The 19,204-nt window shown below is 51.7% G+C and carries 19 protein-coding genes; 8 read left to right on the forward strand and 11 right to left on the reverse strand.

The genetic code is table 11. The features are described 5' to 3' along the window. Positions 1-527 precede the first annotated feature (527 nt). Complete coding sequence (locus SANT_RS03525) at positions 528-2,402, forward strand: pentapeptide repeat-containing protein (protein ID WP_081730412.1); 1,875 nt, start codon at positions 528-530, stop codon at positions 2,400-2,402. Positions 2,403-2,719: 317 nt separating this feature from the next. Here SANT_RS03525 and SANT_RS03530 read toward each other — a convergent pair whose 3' ends face one another. Next, positions 2,720-3,478, reverse strand: a complete 759-nt coding sequence (locus SANT_RS03530) for an alpha/beta hydrolase (protein WP_025420927.1) — start codon at positions 3,476-3,478, stop codon at positions 2,720-2,722. Positions 3,479-3,656: 178 nt separating this feature from the next. Between SANT_RS03530 and SANT_RS03535 the strand changes: the two genes are divergently transcribed. Further along, positions 3,657-4,103 (forward strand): MarR family winged helix-turn-helix transcriptional regulator, encoded by a 447-nt coding sequence (locus SANT_RS03535; protein WP_025420928.1) that lies wholly within the window; start codon positions 3,657-3,659, stop codon positions 4,101-4,103. 257 nt (positions 4,104-4,360) lie between these two features. Here SANT_RS03535 and SANT_RS03540 read toward each other — a convergent pair whose 3' ends face one another. Next, the gene (locus tag SANT_RS03540) at positions 4,361-5,224 is read right to left on the reverse strand and encodes an IclR family transcriptional regulator (protein ID WP_237234643.1); all 864 of its coding nucleotides are present in this window, start codon (positions 5,222-5,224) and stop codon (positions 4,361-4,363) included. A 316-nt stretch (positions 5,225-5,540) separates the two neighbouring features. Here SANT_RS03540 and SANT_RS03545 point away from each other — a divergent pair, with 316 nt between their 5' ends. Beyond that, a complete protein-coding gene (locus tag SANT_RS03545; RefSeq protein ID WP_025420930.1) occupies positions 5,541-6,245 on the forward strand; it encodes a PAS and helix-turn-helix domain-containing protein in 705 nt (234 codons plus the stop codon). On the opposite strand, the gene SANT_RS23995 is transcribed toward SANT_RS03545, so the two are convergent. Then, positions 6,214-6,621, reverse strand: coding sequence for a hypothetical protein (locus SANT_RS23995; protein WP_148296232.1), 408 nt, complete (start codon positions 6,619-6,621; stop codon positions 6,214-6,216). The genes SANT_RS03545 and SANT_RS23995 overlap by 32 nt on opposite strands. Before the next feature lie 93 nt (positions 6,622-6,714). On the opposite strand from SANT_RS23995, the gene SANT_RS03550 reads away from it, so the two are divergent. Both SANT_RS03550 and SANT_RS03555 read left to right on the forward strand, forming a co-directional pair. After that, positions 6,715-7,368 carry a helix-turn-helix domain-containing protein gene (locus SANT_RS03550; protein ID WP_025420931.1) on the forward strand — a complete coding sequence of 218 codons (654 nt, stop codon included), beginning with the start codon at positions 6,715-6,717 and terminating at the stop codon, positions 7,366-7,368. Positions 7,369-7,382: 14 nt separating this feature from the next. Then, positions 7,383-7,862 carry a hypothetical protein gene (locus tag SANT_RS03555; protein ID WP_025420932.1) on the forward strand — a complete coding sequence of 160 codons (480 nt, stop codon included), beginning with the start codon at positions 7,383-7,385 and terminating at the stop codon, positions 7,860-7,862. On the opposite strand, the gene SANT_RS03560 is transcribed toward SANT_RS03555, so the two are convergent. The 6 genes from SANT_RS03560 to tkt all read right to left on the reverse strand — a co-directional run bounded on the left by SANT_RS03560 (position 7,855) and on the right by tkt (position 13,866). Further along, complete coding sequence (locus SANT_RS03560; protein WP_025420933.1) at positions 7,855-8,592, reverse strand: metallophosphoesterase; 738 nt, start codon at positions 8,590-8,592, stop codon at positions 7,855-7,857. The genes SANT_RS03555 and SANT_RS03560 overlap by 8 nt on opposite strands. Beyond that, positions 8,589-9,284 (reverse strand): VUT family protein, encoded by a 696-nt coding sequence (locus SANT_RS03565; protein ID WP_025420934.1) that lies wholly within the window; start codon positions 9,282-9,284, stop codon positions 8,589-8,591. The genes SANT_RS03560 and SANT_RS03565 overlap by 4 nt, the downstream gene beginning before the upstream one ends. A 340-nt stretch (positions 9,285-9,624) precedes the next feature. After that, positions 9,625-10,998, reverse strand: coding sequence for a PTS ascorbate transporter subunit IIC (locus SANT_RS03570; protein ID WP_025420935.1), 1,374 nt, complete (start codon positions 10,996-10,998; stop codon positions 9,625-9,627). Between the two features lie 23 nt (positions 10,999-11,021). Further along, positions 11,022-11,294 (reverse strand): PTS sugar transporter subunit IIB, encoded by a 273-nt coding sequence (locus tag SANT_RS03575; RefSeq protein WP_025420936.1) that lies wholly within the window; start codon positions 11,292-11,294, stop codon positions 11,022-11,024. Positions 11,295-11,334: 40 nt separating this feature from the next. After that, entirely contained in the window at positions 11,335-11,787 is a 453-nt protein-coding gene (locus tag SANT_RS03580; protein ID WP_025420937.1) for a PTS sugar transporter subunit IIA, read from the reverse strand. 81 nt (positions 11,788-11,868) lie between these two features. Continuing rightward, entirely contained in the window at positions 11,869-13,866 is a 1,998-nt protein-coding gene (gene tkt, locus SANT_RS03585; RefSeq protein ID WP_025420938.1) for a transketolase, read from the reverse strand. Between the two features lie 310 nt (positions 13,867-14,176). Here tkt and SANT_RS03590 point away from each other — a divergent pair, with 310 nt between their 5' ends. Beyond that, entirely contained in the window at positions 14,177-14,914 is a 738-nt protein-coding gene (locus SANT_RS03590) for a GntR family transcriptional regulator (RefSeq protein WP_025420939.1), read from the forward strand. A gap of 131 nt (positions 14,915-15,045) precedes the next feature. Here the strand turns inward: SANT_RS03590 and SANT_RS03595 are convergent, their stop codons facing one another. Then, positions 15,046-15,780, reverse strand: coding sequence for an alpha/beta fold hydrolase (locus SANT_RS03595; RefSeq protein WP_025420940.1), 735 nt, complete (start codon positions 15,778-15,780; stop codon positions 15,046-15,048). A 98-nt stretch (positions 15,781-15,878) separates the two neighbouring features. Continuing rightward, positions 15,879-16,787, reverse strand: a complete 909-nt coding sequence (locus tag SANT_RS03600) for a DMT family transporter (protein WP_025420941.1) — start codon at positions 16,785-16,787, stop codon at positions 15,879-15,881. A gap of 102 nt (positions 16,788-16,889) precedes the next feature. Between SANT_RS03600 and SANT_RS03605 the strand changes: the two genes are divergently transcribed. Both SANT_RS03605 and SANT_RS03610 read left to right on the forward strand, forming a co-directional pair. Next, complete coding sequence (locus SANT_RS03605; protein ID WP_038669121.1) at positions 16,890-17,795, forward strand: LysR family transcriptional regulator; 906 nt, start codon at positions 16,890-16,892, stop codon at positions 17,793-17,795. A 248-nt stretch (positions 17,796-18,043) separates the two neighbouring features. Further along, positions 18,044-19,045, forward strand: a complete 1,002-nt coding sequence (locus SANT_RS03610; RefSeq protein ID WP_025420943.1) for a bifunctional helix-turn-helix transcriptional regulator/GNAT family N-acetyltransferase — start codon at positions 18,044-18,046, stop codon at positions 19,043-19,045. The last annotated feature ends 159 nt before the right edge of the window (positions 19,046-19,204 follow it).

Here is a 19,204-nt window from a genome sequence, read left to right on the forward strand (position 1 = left end):
CTAAATTGCAGCTTACAGGAAAATGTCGGCAGGATGACCTATGCCGGCAGAGTTCTTTTGGTTACGCAATGGGGCTTATAACGTGGTGTTGTGGTTTCCCGCACGCTACAGCGTAGGTGGAAGGCAATCATCACCACGCTGACAAAATCTGTCCCGTTGCCCAACGCTGTTTAGTAATTCATTTTGTGGCTTATGTTTACCAGGCGCAGCGGCTAGAGAAGGATCTACCGGCGGTAAATTTATATACCGAGTTTACTCGACGTTCTCATCCCCTTTTTTCAGGTGAATCATTGATCCCTAATTTCCCCATCAGCTCTACACTTTTTTAGCCGTTCTCGTACCTGCCATGTGTCAAGGTAGGTTAAGAAATAATAGCGTCAGATGCAATGTGCGTGTTCCTCAATGGTATTGATATTAACCTAGCGCACCACCCGCAACAGATTGGAATCAATAAGTGGTTGGTAACACTATCTGGGATCTATTTTATATACAGAATGATTAATAAAGATTATTAAAATGAAGGAGTGATGATGAATTTTAAAGTGGATGTCAATCGTTATGCCCAATTTTTGGATGCCAGTATAGGCATCAATGGAATAGACAAGAAAAAAGCCACTTCACCGGAAAGCTTACTTGAACGCGTCATCAATTTTGTCACGTTGGGGGCGCTGCACAAACGATTTTCGGCTGAGTATGATAACTTTAAAGCAGCGCTCACTCAGGCCATTGAAGAAAGAACGCAGGATATCGGTGGCTATACTCTTCCCGATGACCTCACCCTGGTCTATGAAGGTCATCGGGTCACTTTCACTCCCGAGCCCCATGGGGCGAAAGACGCTCCGCAAATGCGAGTGGAAGTTGAAGGTACCCTGGGGGAGAGAATAAGCGGGAAACGCTTCAACAATTTCTGCACCATGCAACTGCTAATGAAAAATACTCCCCTATGTGAAGCGGATATCTCATTAACTGAGCAGGGCATGCTTGATCTTAAACGTGCCAATCTTTCCGCTCTCCCGCTGACGGGGATCGATTTGAGCTACGCGGACCTGAGAGAGGCCAATTTCGCTAACGCCGATCTCAAAGGGGCCAACTTACAGGGAGCGTGGTGTCAAGAGGCCAAATTCAATGGCGCCAACCTGCAGGAAGCGTTCTGTCAGGAGGCGAAATTCAATGGTGCCAATATGGTAAACGTCGATTTCAAGGGCGCCAACCTGCAACGGGCATTGTGTCAGCAGGCAAAATTAAATGGCGCCAATTTACAGGGGACATTGTGCCAGGGAGCCGAATTACAGGGTACCAACTTGCAAGGCGCTTTGTGCCAGAAAGACGATATGGCGGAGGCAGATTTGCGTGACATCGAAATTGCCGAGACGGATTGCCTCCTCAAGCAGATCAAAGAGACGGCTGATAAAAAGCTTACCGAGGATATTAGCGCGCTATGCGATAAAATCAAAAAGGCCTATGAAAAAAAGAGTAATGGAAAAGTCAGTCCCGACGGCAATGGACTGTTCAGGGTCCCGCCCGAGAAGGCTAAACTGAACGAGGCCGAAGCTTCTCTTCATAGTCATAGATTAGATATTGAAAACGTTGATTTAAAAATTGCCGGCGAGCTAATAAAAAGGGAGTTCAAGGCGTCTAAACCCTTAGACCAACAAGCATTCAATCAACTTATGTCACACCCTGCGCGGGCACTACAATTACTTCTCGATAGATTTGATAACATGCCGGCGGAAATGGGGACAAGATGTCGAATGATATTGAGCGCTTTTGCTGATGCGTACAACAATGCAGACGATGATGATGTTAGCCAATTTAATAAAGAAACCGTCTTGAGCTGCGCGGCCGATACCTCAATATTCAGTGAGTTTTTCGCATTCACCAAGGAGAATTCTACCACCACTCGCCACATCAGCGAGAGGATCTTAAACGACGTTATCCAATATCAACGTACGCACCCGAATCGCCATCATAGCGAATTGGCTGGACCGGTCTCTTCTGCTTTGGAAAGCCGATTTTTGACCACCGCGCGTGTTGATGAGGCCATTGATAAACATCGGGCAACGCTTGCGAAATCACTTAACGCCGATGAAGACGCCGATCTACCTGCGCCACGCGCAAATATCTTATCGAAGGGCGCCGGGGATATCTTAGCGCAGGACCGGCGCGCTGATGAGGGCGCCTCGTCTGCGCCGCCGCAGACGAGCGCATTCTTCACCGAGGTCGTATCTCTGCCAGTGAAGATGAAAAGCGTGGAGCAGGACCAGGGGGCAATTCCTGCGCGAACTGAGGCAAAAAAAAAACGCGGCAACAATCTGCCTAGTGCAATGATTGATACACAGGCGGTTCAGAAGGTAAAAGAGCTAACGGCGTTTTTTGAAGGATTGGCCTATAAGGCGGGGTAATGAGGATTCATTGACGAGCCATCAACCCTCGCCGTCCCCTCGAGAGGGAATGCTCCAAACCGTTAGCGTATATTTGCAGAGGATAAAAGGTATCTTGATGCGGACAAGCGCATACTGCCTGCCGGCATTATTGCTTCTCCAGTTGGGTATTCCGTCTGAAAAGGGCATTACTCTAGCGACCCTGCTACTATCCTAACCTATAACGGATGGCGCACGCTGCGGCTTTGATGAGATGCGGCCGTTAGCCGCTCTGTTTAACGCAGCCCTTTAAACCATGCCCGGTACCCGCCTAAGACCGGCACAGGGCCTTCTCCCGCCTATTGCGATAAACTTTGCGCGGCCTGCTCAATCAGCGCCGCAACCTTTTCCGGTTGTGAAGCGTAGACCGCATGGCTACCCTTGATTTCGACGGTGTGGCTTTCGGCGCGTTTAGCCATAAACCGCTCCAGATCCGGGTTGATCGAGCGGTCCTCCGTTGCGACTATTGCCCAACTCGGTTTGGTTTTCCAGGCGGGGGCAGCGGCCGGGGTACCGAAAATAGCCGCGGACGGCATAACCTGGGAACGAGCCAACAAGTCGGTTTGTGCTTCCGGTAAATCCGCCGCGAAATCAGCATGGAACGCCTCGGGTTTGAGGTAAAGGAAATGGTCGGGGGTTTCAGCTATCCCTTTACCGGCGGCTGGGGTTTTACTGGCCAAACCCATTAATGATTCTCCTTTCTCCGGCTGGAACGCAGCGACATACACCAAGCCCGCCACGGACGGGTCTTTACCCGCTTCACTGATAATAAAACCGCCGTAACTATGGCCTACCAACAGGGAACGCCCTTGTTGCAGATTGACAATACGGCGGGTGGCCGCGACGTCATCCGCCAATGACGTTTGCGGCTCCTGAACAATGGAAACATGGTAGCCGGCTTTATCAAGGATACGGGTGACGGGTTCCCAACCTGAACCGTCCACAAAAGCACCGTGCACCAACACGATATTTTTGACCTGTGCGGCCATCGCGCTGCTCTGCGCGGCGAAGGTTAAAGCGATGCCAGTGGCGAGTATGGCGAGGGTTTTCTTCAACATAGCAATGTCCTCTTGAGTGATATAGGGAGACAGAGATAACTTGATATCGCGATAACTATTATCGCGGTAAGTATTGTTACGGTCAGTTTCTTTGTCAAGCGATTTATTATCGCGATATCTATTATTGCCTGTTTATGTTACTATCAGGGGCAAGAGAACCGTTAAAGGAGAGCGTCACATGTCGGATCGTCCACGCCTTGGCGAGCAGCTATGTTATTCAATTTACTCCACTTCGCTGGCCATCAAGCGCCTGTATAAGCCCCTGCTGGATGAAATGGGCGTTACCTATCCGCAATATCTGGTGCTGAATGTGCTTTGGGAGCATGACAAACAGACGATAGGCCATATTGGCGATACGCTGTCTTTGGAAACCAGCACGTTAACGCCGTTGCTAAAGCGGCTGGAAAGTGAAGGATTCATCCGCCGCGAACGCAGCCCGGAGGATGAACGAAAAGTCGTCATCAGCCTATTGGATAAAGGCAAAGCGCTAGAGGCAAAATCGTTATGCCTCTCCGATACGCTGCTGTGCAGCTCCGGTTTGGCGCTTAAAGCTATTCAGCGGCTTAATCAGGAAATCATTGCGTTACGTACAAATATTGTTCAGCGCGCGCAGGATGAGCAATAATTCGCGCTCGAGATCCTTGTGGAGGACCGCCTTGGCACGGGCGGTTAGCTGCCTGTCGCGGTTACCATGTCTCGCGCCGTCATTATGCCGGCGACCGGTGGGACGTTTGCATCATCGGCCGTGTTTATTCGAGCTCATTTGCTGTCGTTGAGAAAAGCGATACTGTCGGGAAAGACGATATGGTCGGGGCCGATAGATACCGGCACCGGGAAGGTGGGAAGATTCGGCGACAAGAGAGGGTGTCTGCGCTCCGCGCTTCACGGGCGATAGGACTGGCTTAACCCCTGGGCTAATGCGCGCAAATGCCGCTTCAGCTCACCATAATCACCGGGCACATGATCAAAATAGGGACAGGTAATCACCGCCTCCGCCCGCCCATCCGGCCTCAGTACCGGGAAGGAAATCGATGTCAGGCCGATTATTCTGTCATGTTTGATTTCACAGAATCCCTCTGTAGCAATAGCCGTTAACCGTTGATGCAGGTTGGCCCGCAGTTCCGGGCCGAGCGGATAATGCCGTATCAGCCGCAGGGCTGCCTGGTCAGAGGCCAGTGCCAGAAATAATAGCGCCGAACTGGATTTGAGCGCATTCAATGTGGATCCTTCTCGCGCACCGATAGCCGGCGAAAATTCAGGATAGGCATGGGCCAGCACGACGAAATTGTCCTCATGCAGAGAAGCTAAGTGACAGGATTGATTGGTTTGCCAGACGAAGTCGCGCATTAAAGACTGACATTGTGGCGAAACGGCAAAGCGTTGGATTGGGCTTACGGCATATTTGACCTCAATCTTATCGGTCAGCGAGTAAAGCCGCGCCTTATCCTGATACAGATAGCCCTCAGCCAACAGGCAATGCACGATACGATAAATTTGATTGAACGTCAGCCCCAGTTCAGACGCCAATTGTCCCATACTCTTAGGGGTCCCATCCTTGGCGAAGTGTTCGATAATTCTCAGCCCGCGGCTGAGCGCCGGCGCTTTATATTCCGGGCGGGAGGGGATCATGACGGCTTCATTCAACTTGAGCAAAGGATAAGCTCTACCATAAGTAATGCCGCTGACGCTGTCAAAAAAGAGTGCGGGGGTTGAGATCATACCCCAGGCTGTTGCGGCGAACGACATGTGCGCTGTCATCCTAGCGGGAATACGTTGCCGCTAAGCGGCTTGCAACCGATAAACGAGCGAGCGGATTCAACCGTGTTTTTGCCCCTCATTAACACGATTATGAATGTCCGGATGATGCGGTTATCGCTTTGCACAGACCGTCTATTAATTTTAATTGTCGTGATACCTAAAGAGATTGTATGGCTCATTATTATGATATTCAGAATCAAGGTAAATTTGAATAGATCCGGTTGTGTAATCGTTGTCCGATTATAGTTATCTCGCTATAGTGGGGGGGTATTAACGGCAAAAAAAGAGACTAACGGGGAATATTATGCATCCAGATGAATTAGAAGTTAATACTTTATCAAATAATCTTTTAATTTCGTTCATGAAAACCAGTAGAGATCACTGGTCTATAAAAGATTTGGACTCACGTTATGTTTTTATGAATGAACCTGCGTTGAAATTTATGCGCTGCCCAAAGGGATACGATGTCATAGGGAAGTTAGAGAGTGAAGTTAAATTACCCAGCAGTATGGAGTACTGGCCAGAGTTTATCGCCCTGGACCGCAAGACCATTGAAAGCCGAAAGATCGTGACTAATATCGATGTCCATTATTATGGAGAGAATAATATCGATACACCAGTAGCGCACCTGTGCCAAAGAACGCCACTGTACGACGGCGAGAATAACTGTCTGGGTATCGTCTGCCACGGGATGCCTATTGACTCACCGGCGCTGCTCTATTATATGAATAAACTTAATCGAACTACGGCGCAGTTTGATGTGCCGAGTGAAATATTTACCCCAAAGGAAATGGAAATCATCTTTTGGGCAAGACAAAAACTCGCGGCGAAAGACATTGCCAGGCGATTGAATCTTTCCTATAGAACGATAGAAAATCGTTTGAGAATTATCTATCAAAAAATAGGCGTACATAGCTTAAACGAACTCATTGACTATTGCTACGCCGCTGGTCTTGATAATTACATTCCTTCTAATTTTATTCGCAAGGGGGTTCAACTACTGGCTTAAGACGAGAGAGTATGCTGAATTGCAACATGATTCGACCAATATTAGGGTCTGTAAGCCCATCGGCCCTTTTCTTTTCAATAGCCGGCTGCTTAATGTCATCGAAACAAAAAATTGTGGATACCAATGCAGGTGTTTTGCTGTTTTTCATGCTGATCTTTGTCCTGTCGTTGCCGGGAATGATCGCCATTTTGCGCAGAAGCGCAGTCTTAGGCGGCTGCAAACATATGTCGCAATGGAGGTAACCGGGGTTATAATAAAGATAAATTCCTGTATCGATGAGATGCCGGCTTTCCGTTCCTTGGCGTAACGAGCGCACGCCTCTCGATATAACCTTCTGCCCAGGGAAGATCGCCCCGCGGGTCACAATATATTTCATGTAATTTATAATCAGCTAACTATATCGTCTTATGATAAAGGTTGTTAGGTTTTAATCCGTAATTTATATTATATTATAAAGGTAGATATTTTAATGCAACAAAACAATCATTCGTTATCAGAGCCGATTTCTGTTCCGTTGAAGAAAATCGGAAAGAATCTGGTTTACCTCATGAAAAAACGGGAAATTGATGCGCAACACTTAAGCGCACTCACCGGTATTGGCATTGCCACTATCAACAATCTCAGAAGAGGCGTTGGCAATCCCACTATCACTACGCTTTCCGCGATATCAGATTTCTTTGGTGTCAAGATGGGGAATTTGACCGACATGATTTTAGAGGATGACAAAAACCAACTTGGGAATGTCAAAAATATTCCGCTAATAAAATATAACGATCTGGGTAATTATTATCATGGTAAAATTGATATCACCAAAAGTTATACGGTAGAAGTGGAGGATTTTTCTGATGATTCATTGATAGCAATTGAAATAGCGAATAATGCATTATCCCCTTTTTTTGAGAGCGGTACGATATGTGTTGTTTCAGAACAAGAGCGTTTCAACGACGGTGATGTGGTGCTGGTGAAAATAAAAGATTACCCCCTTTGTTTTAGGCGTGTTTTTGTCGGCGACGACGTGCTTTATTTTTCCAAAACGGCAATAGAATCGGATGGGGACACCATTGAGTTAAAAAGCTATACCCTTATAGGTGTATTGATAAAAACAATCAGGAAGTTAAAATAGAAATAGGGGTTCCTATGCGTTTTCTGGATGCGGTCAAACAGATATTTAATCCTAAACATATATATACGTTAGATTATACTTCAATCGATAGCGAGACAAAACTTTATACTTTTAAAGAGTATGGAACACATTCCTATGTCAAAAAGAGTTATCATCAAATTCTTGAAACGAATTTTATCTATTTGATAAACCCCAAGGATATCCTTTATATTAGTAAGCTTGAGGAGAAAAAAGCGATGTTTGATGATGTCTACTTTATCCATGAAGAAAGAAGAGAAGGGATATATAAATTATCCAACGCCACTGACACGTTATTGCTCTCTGGCAATGAGGTTATCAAAAACAGAGAGCTCGTTGATAAAATTGATAATAACGATGTCGCTAAGATAGCATACTTAACCGGTGTACTCACGGGTAGAAAAATTTCAGAGATGCTGAGCCAAAAAACACCTTTGAAGAAAAAAGCCGAAAAAAGCTTTAGGCTTATCAAATGAAATAGGTTTGTATGTGAACAGGATCAGCAAAGCAAATAACGTTGAATCCGCTGCAGTTAAAGATACTGATATTCTCCGTTCCGTTTCGCCATTGATAGCAGATGGCGGGCGAGACGGAAATCAGAATATCTTCCCACTTTGTCTGGAAAGGCGTATGCGCATGCCCTGTACCGATAAACTTGACACCATAATCTTTGCATAAGGCCAGAAAACTATCGGCATTTCTCAAATTGCAAACGTCAACCAGCGGCGTTCCGACCGGCAATATATGATGATGAAGAAACACGGCTTTGTTTTTGTGCTTTTTCAATTTCAGGCATTCCTCAAACGTCACGAGCGCGTCGTCATCAAGCACACCATAATCCTCCCCGTTAACCACGCTATCTAGAGATAAAAAGTACCAGTCATCGCCGCCTAATTCAGAAATGTGGCGCAAATACTCCATTCCTGCTGCGCACTTTACGAATTCTTGTTGATTGTCATGGTTACCCATAAGCAGTGAGAAAGGCAATTTTAGTTGCGCCAGTCCTTCAAGGAAAGATGCATAAGACGCTTCACTGCCGTCATGGGAGATGTCCCCCGTAACAATAATGCTATCAATTTGCAATTGCTGTTGGTTTTCGACAATAAACTGCAAGGTATCAAGATACCGTTGGTACACGGGAACGGACAGAAGAAGCGAGTCCTTCTCTTGCAATAAGTGAGTATCTGAAATTTGTAACACTTTCATTTCTCTTTCCTCCTTGATTTCTCGTCGGAAAATACCGAGAGGGGATTGTATGACGTCCCCCAGTCATAATGATCTGTCCCCTCAATTTTTTTTACCCTCTCAGAAAGATAGATCGCTACGGGCAATAGAAAAACAGAGATGATGACTTTATAGCTCCATGTGGTTGTGATAATATTAATAACCTCGCTTGAGGTATATTTACTGGATAGGCTGATTGGATATGCCGTTAGTAATAATGCAGCTTGGGTAGTCATGGATGCCGTAATATATCTGACAAAAAACAGTTTACCCCTAAAATGAGTTTTCATTCTCGATATCACGTATCCATTTAAGAAATAAGACACCGGAACGGATATCCATGTACCTACCATGACCCGCCAGAATTCGTAGTACAACGTATAGTAGTTTCTCGATATGTCGCTGTTATCTGCTTGAATGACGGCAGCCAGGTTAAGCAGCACCACATATATAGATTGACAGAACACCATTATCCACACGGCCCTGACGCTAAGCTTATAGCCATAGACCTCTGTCAAGATGGTGGAAAACAAAAAACATAGGGAGAATATTATACCGCTTGCCGTTATTTTCAAGCCATAGATATCCAGCGTTTTATAAACTAACGTGTCACACGTTATCATGATAGTTACCGTTAACCCGACAAATAATCCATAAAGTTTATAATTAGTCATAAATTCATCCTTAAAGTTATTATTACCATGTACTAATTCATCAGCAAAATTATAAAGATATCAAAACGGCTACGCCGTGAATATCGGGACGACAAAGAAATTGGATGTATTGTATTTGAAATACTCCCCCGTTGCCACAGGGGTGTATTTCTACCGTAAAATTATTGCACCGATAATGTTATCTTGCTGAAGGGCAGGCTGCGGGCGGAATTATGCCCGCGCTGGTCAGCCATAATGACTACGGCCACGGAGGTATCACCACCGTGGCCGCTAAAGACTGATGATCACGGCCGCGGAGCGTTAACCTCCCTATCCTGGCCGTGGTATGACACGCTCGTCGTTAAACCTCGCTTTCTTCCGGCGCGGTTTTTTTCTTGGCGAAAACGTTATAGATCACCAGCAATACGAATACGCCGGTAATCACCATGGTGATCGTCCCTTTATTCAGAAAACCCGCCATATTACCCAGCAATATCCCCACCACACCGAAATCGGTATCCGAGAAGGTCGTATTGGTCAGCCCCATCGCGCCGAGTACGGGCAACAGCGCTACGGGCAGGAAGGTAATCAGCACGCCGTGAGCGAAGGCGCCGACCATAGCGCCGCGCCTGCCGCCGGTCGCGTTACCGAAGACGCCGGCGGTGGCGCCGCAGAAGAAGTGCGGTACGACACCCGGTAAAATTAATACCCAATTGAGCTGCCCGAGGACAAAAAGCCCGACCAGGCCACCGATAAAGCTGAATATGAAGCCCAGTAATACGGCGTTGGGGGCATAAGGATAGACGATCGGGCAGTCCAGCGCCGGCCGGGCGTCCGGTACCAGCTTTTCCGAAAAACCGGTAAACGCCGGCACGATTTCCGCCAAAATTAACCGCACGCCCTGCAGGATGATGAACACGCCGGCGGCAAAGGTGATGGCTTGAACAAATGAATACACCAGATAATTTTGCCCCTGGCTAAACTGACTTTCTACGTACTCTTTTCCCGCCGAGAGCGACAAAATAAAATAGATAATCATCATGGTCAGGGAGATGGAGATGGTGCTGTCGCGCAAAAAACTCAGGTTTTTTGGCATGTTCATCTCTTCGGTCGACTTCGATCCTTTGCCTACCAAAGATCCAATCCAACCGGATAGGACATATCCCACCGTACCGGTATGGGCTAGCGCCACCTGGTCATTGCCGATGATTTTGCGCATATAGGGCTGGGCGATGGCCGGGAAAAACGCCATCAGCAGGCCTAACGCCAACGAGCCGGTATAGATAAGTTGGATACCTTCAAAGCCGGCCACCGACAGAATAATCGCCACCATACAGGCCATATAGAAAGTGACATGACCTGAGAGATAGATAAATTTAAGCCGGGTAAAGCGCGCGACTATGATATTGGCCACCATGCCAAACGCCATGATAAGCGTGGTGGGGGCGCCGTATTTCGCCAGGGCAATAGATACCATGGCTTCATTGTTGGGGATAATCCCTTGGACATTGAAGGCATGTTTGAAAATATCGCCGAGCGGGGTCAATGAGCCTACCAGCACCGCCGCCCCACCGGCCAATACCAGGAACCCCAGGATGGTTTTAACCGTCCCCTTTATCACATCCGGAAAAGGCTTCTTCTGCGCGACCAGACCGAATAACGCCACCAGCCCGACTAAAATTGAGGGCACCTTTAGTATATCGACCACGACCGATAAAAGGTTTTGTATAAACATGATAACCTCAGCGATAAGATTTATTATTTTTTCTGAAAGTAGTCGCTAATCTTTGTTTCAAGCTCTTTGATGTCGATGATGCTGTTGACAACGATGAGCTTACTTTCAGGTAAGTTGGCGCTATAGGCAATATCTCTGCCCATGACAAATACGTCCGCCGCGTCCGGCGTGACCGAACCCAGGTCAGAATGTTCAACATCCGCAGTAATATTAAGATTCTTGAGGACTTTCTTAATATTCATTTCCATCATAAAGCTGCTGCCTAAACCGGCGCCGCAAACCGCCATAATTTTCATGATTCACCTCATTGGTCGTAGTAAAAACAATCGCCGATAGTTAGCTAAAATCGTTGACGATTTTGCTTAATTCCGGTTGACTCTGCGCCTTGAATACCTTGTCCATGACGGCGTCATCCGACAAAAATTCTGCCAATGTAGAAATGAGCTCCACGTGGCTATCTTTATCCGGCGCGGCAAACATCACAATCACATCGACCGGATCGTTTTCCTGCGAACCGAATGAGACGCTGTCGCGCAGTTTAAGTAATGATAGACCCAATTTGTTGGCGCCTTCTTCAGGCCGCGCATGAGGCATGGCAATGCGAGGCGCGATGACGAAATAGGGGCCGACAGCCTGCCGTTGTTTAATAATGTTGGCCACGTAATCAGCCGTAATGGTGCCATCGTCCAATAACGGACGTGCAACCAGCGCCAACGCCGCCTGCCAATCGTCGACGGCGTTGACATATTGAATACGATTTTCATTTAACCACGTTGATAGCGCTGACATATCTCACCCATAAAGTCATTGACGTTGAATGCCGCCAAAGGTGCTCTCGCGCGGCATTGGTCTGGCGCATGCGTGCGCCGATTAATTTTCCAGCAAGCCGCGGGCGGTCGACAGGGCGTTCTCTTGCGTGAAGCCAAAATGCCCGAACAACACCGCCGCCGGCGCGGATTCGCCAAAGCTGCGCATGCCGATGACGTTACCGTCCAGCCCCGCATAACCGCGCCAGAAACCCTCGATGCTGGCCTCGATCACCAAGCGTTTACGCACGGCGGCGGGCAGGACGCTTTCGCGCCAGGCGGCATCCTGTTTTTCAAAGCGTTCGGTGCAGGGCATGGAAACAACGCGCACCCGTTTCCCCTCTTCGTCAAGCTGTGCGGCAGCATAGACGGCCAGCTCAATTTCCGAGCCGCTCGAAATAATGATAAGTTCAGGCGTTCCCTCACAATCGCGCAATATATAGCCGCCCCGGGCGATACTCTCCAACTGCCGCGCGCTGCGGGGCTGCTGTTGCAAAGGTTGCCGCGTAAAGATCAACGCGCTAGGGCCGTCTGTTCGCTCAATGGCCTGCTGCCAGGAGACGGCGGCTTCGACCCGGTCGCAGCCGCGCCAGGTTTCCATATTGGGCGTCAGGCGTAAGGCGGCAAGCTGCTCGACGGGTTGGTGCGTGGGGCCGTCTTCCCCCAGCCCAATGGAATCATGGGTGTAAACGAAGATGCTGCGGATCTTCATTAACGCGGCCATGCGCACCGCATTGCGGGCGTATTCCATAAACATCAGGAAGGTGCCGCCATAGGGAATAAACCCGCCGTGCAACGCCACCCCGTTCATAATAGCGGACATGCCGAATTCCCGAACGCCGTAGGAAATATAATTGCCTGATGCGTTCGCGGGCGTGATATCACGGGCATTAGCGTGGCGGGTCAAATTCGAGGGCGAAAGGTCCGCCGAGCCGCCGAGCAGCTCCGGCAACCACTGAACAAAGTGGTTAAGCGTCTGTTGGCTGGCCTGGCGCGTCGCCAGCGCTGCCGGTTCATCCTGCAGCCCGCGAATATAGTCCTGGCTGTTTTGCCGCCAGTCGTCGGGTAACGCTTTCAGGCTGCGCCGCAGCAGTTCGGCCGCTTCCCTCGGATAGGCCGACCGATATTCGGCAAAAAGTGTCTCCCAGCCGGCCTGGGCGGCGGCACCTTTGGCGCGCGCGTCCCATTGGGCATAGATTTCTGACGGAATGTCGAAGGGGGCATGGGGCCATGCCAACGCTTCCCTGACCAGCGCCACTTCCTCTTGACCTAACGGGGAGCCATGGCTGTCATGGCTATCCGCTTTATTGGGCGAACCGTAACCGATGGTGGTTTTACAGCAAAGCAGGGTGGGTTTGTCCTGCCGACTGCGGGCGCTGTCCAACGCCGCGGCGACCTGCTTTGCATCCTGGCCATCGATATTATCAATCACGTGCCAGCCATAGGCGCGAAAACGGGCCGGGGTATCATCGGCGAACCAACCGTCGACGTGTCCGTCTATGGAAATATTGTTGTCATCCCACAGCGCAATCAGTTTTCCCAATTTCAGGGTACCGGCAAGGGAGCAGGCCTCGTGGGAAATCCCCTCCATCAAACAGCCATCACCGAGAAAAGCATAGGTGTAATGAGAGACGACCGGATAACCTTCGCGGTTAAACTCCGCTGCCAGGACTTTCTCCGCCAGCGCCATGCCGACCGCATTGGCGATGCCTTGCCCAAGCGGCCCGGAGGTGGTTTCCACGCCGGGCGTATAGCCATATTCGGGGTGGCCGGGCGTTTTCGAGTGCAGCTGGCGGAAATTCTGTAAATCCTCGATGCTCAGGTCATAACCGGTTAAATGCAGCAAAGCGTACAGCAGCATCGAGCTGTGGCCGTTGGACAATACGAAACGGTCGCGATTGATCCAGTTGGGATCCGCCGGGTTGTGCTGCAAAAAATCCCGCCATAACACGGTCGCCATATCCGCCATGCCCAGCGGAGCGCCGGGGTGGCCGGAGTTGGCCTTTTGCACGGCATCGATACTTAAAAAACGTATGGCGTTAGCGAGCGACTGATGTTCCACGGTGGTCCCCTATTGGCAAAGAGGCGGCTGACGCGTTCGCTGCGTGCTGCCGTCGTTAATCCTCAATTCACTACGTTTGGTAGTGGTATGTACATATTAAATTTGTATAGTCATCTTAAGAATGCACCTAGACGTGACTATACACAAGAGGTAGGATTAGAAAGATGAGCAGACAGCAGGGCTGAACCGTAAAGCTGTTAACTAGATCACATTTATGACGCGCATCGCGCCGGTGCGTAGCCACCTTTTCCTCTGTCCAGTAGACAGGCCTTGGCATGAACAACCTGATAACGCGGCGGTAGATAACGAGATGACCGACAATGTAACCGAAAAACAAAAAGAGGTTATCGACTATATCCTCGGGAAAATTAAGGAAAAAAAACTGCAACCCGGCGATAAACTGGACACTGAAATCGCTATCGCCAAGGCGCTGAATATTACCCGCGCTACGGTGCGTGAAGCGACGCGTATCTTGATTGATCAACGGCGGATATATCGCATCAAGGGTTCGGGTATCTTTATTGGCTCTATTGGTAAAAATAATCAATCGGGACGATTCCACGCGCTGTCCCCATTTGACTATCAGGCCCAGAAAGGGGGCCATCGCGCCGGCCGTAAAGTGATTTCCGCCAGTATTGTGACCGTGCCTGACGCTGCAATGGCACAGGCCTTAAGGATAAAAAACAGCGATCAGGTGTATAAAATTTTGCGCCTTATGAGTTTCGACGATATTCCCGTTTCTCTGGAATATATTCACTTCCCGGTGTCGTTGTTCAAATCCATCGAATTCAAGGAGCTGGAGAATTCAAAATATTCTTATATCGAGCGCATCACCGGCAAGAAGGTCTACAAACGCGATCAGAATTTCCATGCGTTCAACGCCACCGATGCCGAGATGATGAAATATATGAATATCGCTGACAATGCCGCCATGATGGAGCTTTATGAAGTGGTCTATCTCGACGACGGCACGCCGTTTGAAGTGAATATCGCCATTGTAAACACCAACATGCTGCACTTGAGCCAGGTCTCTGTGCGCGGTGAATGACGATACTTATTATGGGCTCGGCGCCCGAGCGGGCTATCGCTCCGGCGCCCGGGCGTGAGAGCAGCTTTAGCCGATAGCGCGTGCATGGCCGGCGGACCGGCGGCGTCATTTATTTCTCTAACGCGTTATCCTTACTGGGCAATGCTTGCCTGCGGACCGACTGATGAAACCGCCGTTTCCGCCAGCAGGATCGCGGTTAATTCCTCCGGTTTGTCCAGCATGATGGCGTGGCCGCACGCCAGCGCGTATACCTGCCATTGCGGATCATCTTTGACGCGGGCGTAGGTCGATGCCAACCAATCACCGCCGTTGGCGGTGGCAAAGATATAGGTCCGCTGGGTCACCGTCACAGATTCCACCCCCACCCCCTGGACGAACGTGGCCAGCGGCTGCGGTACCGACATGGCATCGACCCAAGGGGCATCAGACGCGTTCACGTTAAATAACGCCGCCGGGATCGGCGGCAGCATGCCGCCGTGTTCATTGGCCTGGTCAAGAAAAGCGTGCGCAATATCCGCCCCCGTGATGCTAAACAGAGACTGACCGGCCTGGGGCGCATAAGCGTCAATGTAGCAGAGCGAACGGATCCGCTCGCCGATGGCGTTGGCAACGCCCGTAATGACCATCCCGCCATAGGAGTGGCCGCACAGTATCGCCTCGGTAATGTTTTCATAGTTGAATACGTTGATGATGTCCTGAATGTGCGTATCCAGATTAATGCCGCAATGGACTAAATGCGCGCGTTCGCCGAGGCCGGTTAACGTCGGTATATAGACCTCGTGACCGGCGGCGCGCAGTTGACGGGCGACCCGCGCGTATACCCAGGCGCCCTGATAAGCACCGTGGACGAGAACGAAATTTGCCACTTTTTTACTCCTTGATGGATTGATAAGGGTTTTGCCGGCCGGGATGGCGTCAGCGACGACGGCGTAGGCCCGATAGCGGCAGCAAAGGCGACAGGCCGTTACTTGCCCGCGGGCGATCGGCGGCGCAGGATCGCTGCCAGCGCAGGCCCCGCCAGCAGAAGGGCTATCCCGGCGGTAACGAGGCAGGCGCTTATCATCTCCTTCGACGTGGGCGTTTGCCCCAACACCAAGACCTCAAGCCCCAGCGTGACGACGGGCATCAACGCGGGCAAGCTTGTTGCCGCTACCGAGCCCAACAGTTCCGCCGAACGGTTAAAGGCATACACCGCGACGGTGGTGACCAGAAAGCCCTGGAAGAAGGCCTGCAAAAGCAGATCCGGTAACGGCGTCGCCGCGATCTGTTTCGGCAACGCCACGGCGTAAACGGGCAGGTAAAGCACGGCGGAACCCACTGCGACCAGGGCGGTGGCGTTGAGCGCCGGCAGGCGTGTGGCGCGGATAACGGCGGCATATCCCGCCCACATCACCCCGGTCGCCATTAACACCCTATGCCCGGCGCTAATGCCCCCTCCCGTCAAGACAAACCCGCTAACGCCGAGGGCGGTCAGCGCGATACCTGCGCGCCGCGCCGGGGTGAGGGGCTGGCGCTCGCTGACTCGGGCAATAATGACCGCGGCTATCGCCATCACGCCGGGGTTGAGGGCGCCCGTGGCGGCGGCGGGGGCCGTCTTGACCGCCAGCGATAACATCAGGACATAGGGCGCACCGAACAATGCGATCAGCACAAGAGCAGGGATCCAGCCGGGAGGATGAACGCTGATGCCTTGCCGGAGGATGACCGGCAGCAGGATCGCCGCCGCTACCCCGAACCGCAGGGCGGTCAGATCATAAGCCGTCAGACCGGTGGAGACGCCCAGGCGCAACAGGATAAGTGAGCCAGACCAGATGAAGATTGCCGTGGCGGCCCATAACAGGCCGGGGAACAGGTGTCGCGATGCAGATGTCATAGCCGTGCTTGTCGGTGGTCCATGGGTTGACAAAAGGGTAAGGGACGATCAAGGATTAGTAAAACGAGATTAAGTCGCCTAATGAATCAGGAAAACTCAACGATGGACGACGTTATACCGATGCGCACCCTGAATCTTGATGCGTTGCGCAGTTTTGTCGCGATTCACGACACCGGCTCATTTCGGCAGGCGGCGGCGAGCGTTCACCTATCGCCCTCGGCGGTCAGCCTGCAAATTGGCAAGCTTGAAGAGCAGCTGGGCCAGAGATTGCTTGAGCGCAATGCGCGGCGGGTGGAACTGACCGAGCAAGGCGATGTGCTGCTGTACCAAGCCCGTAAACTGCTGTCCCTTAACGACGAGACCGTGGCCCTGTTTCGCGGATCCACGCTCACGGGGGGATTGGTGCTGGCGGCAGCCCACGATTTGGGTATCTCACTGGTGCCGGGCCTGTTGCGGCGGCTGGCGGAGCGTTATCCGCGCATCCGCGTCGACGTGCGGCTTGGCGCATCGTCGGACGTCCAGCGAGGTTTTTCGGCGGGACAGAGCAATGTGTTGCTGTTTAATGATGTGGGCGAACCCGCTTTTCCTTCACAAAAAATCTGGTCGGAACCGCTGGTGTGGCTGATGGCGCGCGGCGGGCGCGCGTCCTCCCACGATCCTCTGCCGCTGGCCGTGGCGGCGACGGGCTGCGCCTGGCGCGAGGTTGCTCTGAAGGCATTAAACGCATCGGGACGGGCATACCGCATCGCATACGGCAGCGATACGCTTATCGGACAGGCCGCCGCGCTGCGCGCCGATCTTGCCGTAGCCGCACTGCCTCTGTCCTTATCGCTGGCGCATAACGAGCTGATCGAGGTGCCGGACACGGCACGCCTGCCCGCGCTGCCGCAGACCCATATCCGCATATCCCATGATCACAGCGAGCTGGCAAGCGCGGTAGTGGCGATGGCGGTGGAGCTCGCGAGGACGCGGCAGTTGCCCGTTACGGATCCCGCCAGCGCGGGATAAACGCTCCGGGGTAATTATCGCGACGCCTGCCGGTTTCACGAATCGCCGTCGACAAACGCTTTTGGCAACATAAAGTTCCATATTAACTGGGTTTTGGCAACGGTGTGGCGATCGTGGCGCCGCTTTTGGCCTGCGATCGCCAGCCTTGTATGCCGATTACGGTGCGCAATGACGCTTAAAGGGAGTCTTATTGACAATTAATGGAAATGTGATTATATAACCCGTTATGCAACTACGGGAGACCACGCATGGATATTCTTTCGCAGCATCCTTACGCTTTCCTCGGCAGCCGCCTCAAGCGCTTGGCCGAGCAGTTGCAAACCGACGCCAGTCTGCTTGCCGAACGGACCGGTACCTATGTGACGCCCGGGCTTTTTCCCATATTGGCGTTACTTGAAGGTAAATCCCATCTCACCGTGGGGGAGCTGTCGCGGGCAATTAACATTAGCCAACCCGCCATGACCAAAAGCGTCGCCAAACTGGCGGAAGCCGGCCTGGTTTTAATAAGGAAGGACGATGCCGATAAACGGCAATCGCTGGTCGCGCTGACCGATGCCGGTAAAACCGCCGTGGCACAGGGGCAAAAAGTGGTGTGGCCGCTGCTGGATAGCCTCCTGCGCGAGCTGATCGGCGACGTGCCCGGATTCTTCATCGATCACATCGAGGCCTTGGAGCATCGCTTGGCCGAACAGTCGCTGACCGAGCGGGCCGCGCGCCGCCGCGCCCTCGACCTGCGGCCGGTGGCGGAGGCGGATGTATCGGCCGTAGTATCGCTGCTGAACCGGGCCTATCGCGGCCATGGCGCGGAGGCGGGCTGGACAACGGAAGCCGGTCTCATTGACGGCGAGCGGATAAGCGAGGCGACGCTGCGCCAGGAAATACAGGACAAGCCCCATGCGACGCTACTGGTCTGGCAGCCGAAAGATCAGATTGAAGGTTGCGTCTGGCTGGAGCCGGGCGCCGAGGATACGTGGTACCTCGGTTCGCTGGCGATCGCGCCGCAGCGGCAGAATCAGCAATTCGGCCGCCGACTTTTGGCCGCGGCGGAAGGCTGGATCCTGGCACGCGGCGGCCGTACGGTGAAAATGACGGTCATAGAGGCGCGCGACACCCTGCTCGACTGGTATGAGCGTCGCGGTTATCGTCGCACCGGTGAGACTGAACCTTTTCCCGTCTCCGACACGCGGTTCGGCATCCCGACGCAGCCCGGACTCACCTTTGCCGTTCTGAAAAAAGCCCTCGTGGAATGACCGCGCAAACGCCGGGCCAACGGCCGGGGGGATCAGTACGGCGCGGCGTGACAGGGGAGGTGACGGCGGCGGGCAGCTAGCTTCGATAGCTCATCAGGAGAGGCCGCGGTCGCGGGCCAGTTTGCCCGGCGCATTGCAACGCGCCGCGGCCACGACAAA

It is taken from the genome of Sodalis praecaptivus (genome assembly GCF_000517425.1).
Taxonomy (GTDB): domain Bacteria; phylum Pseudomonadota; class Gammaproteobacteria; order Enterobacterales; family Enterobacteriaceae; genus Sodalis_A; species Sodalis_A praecaptivus.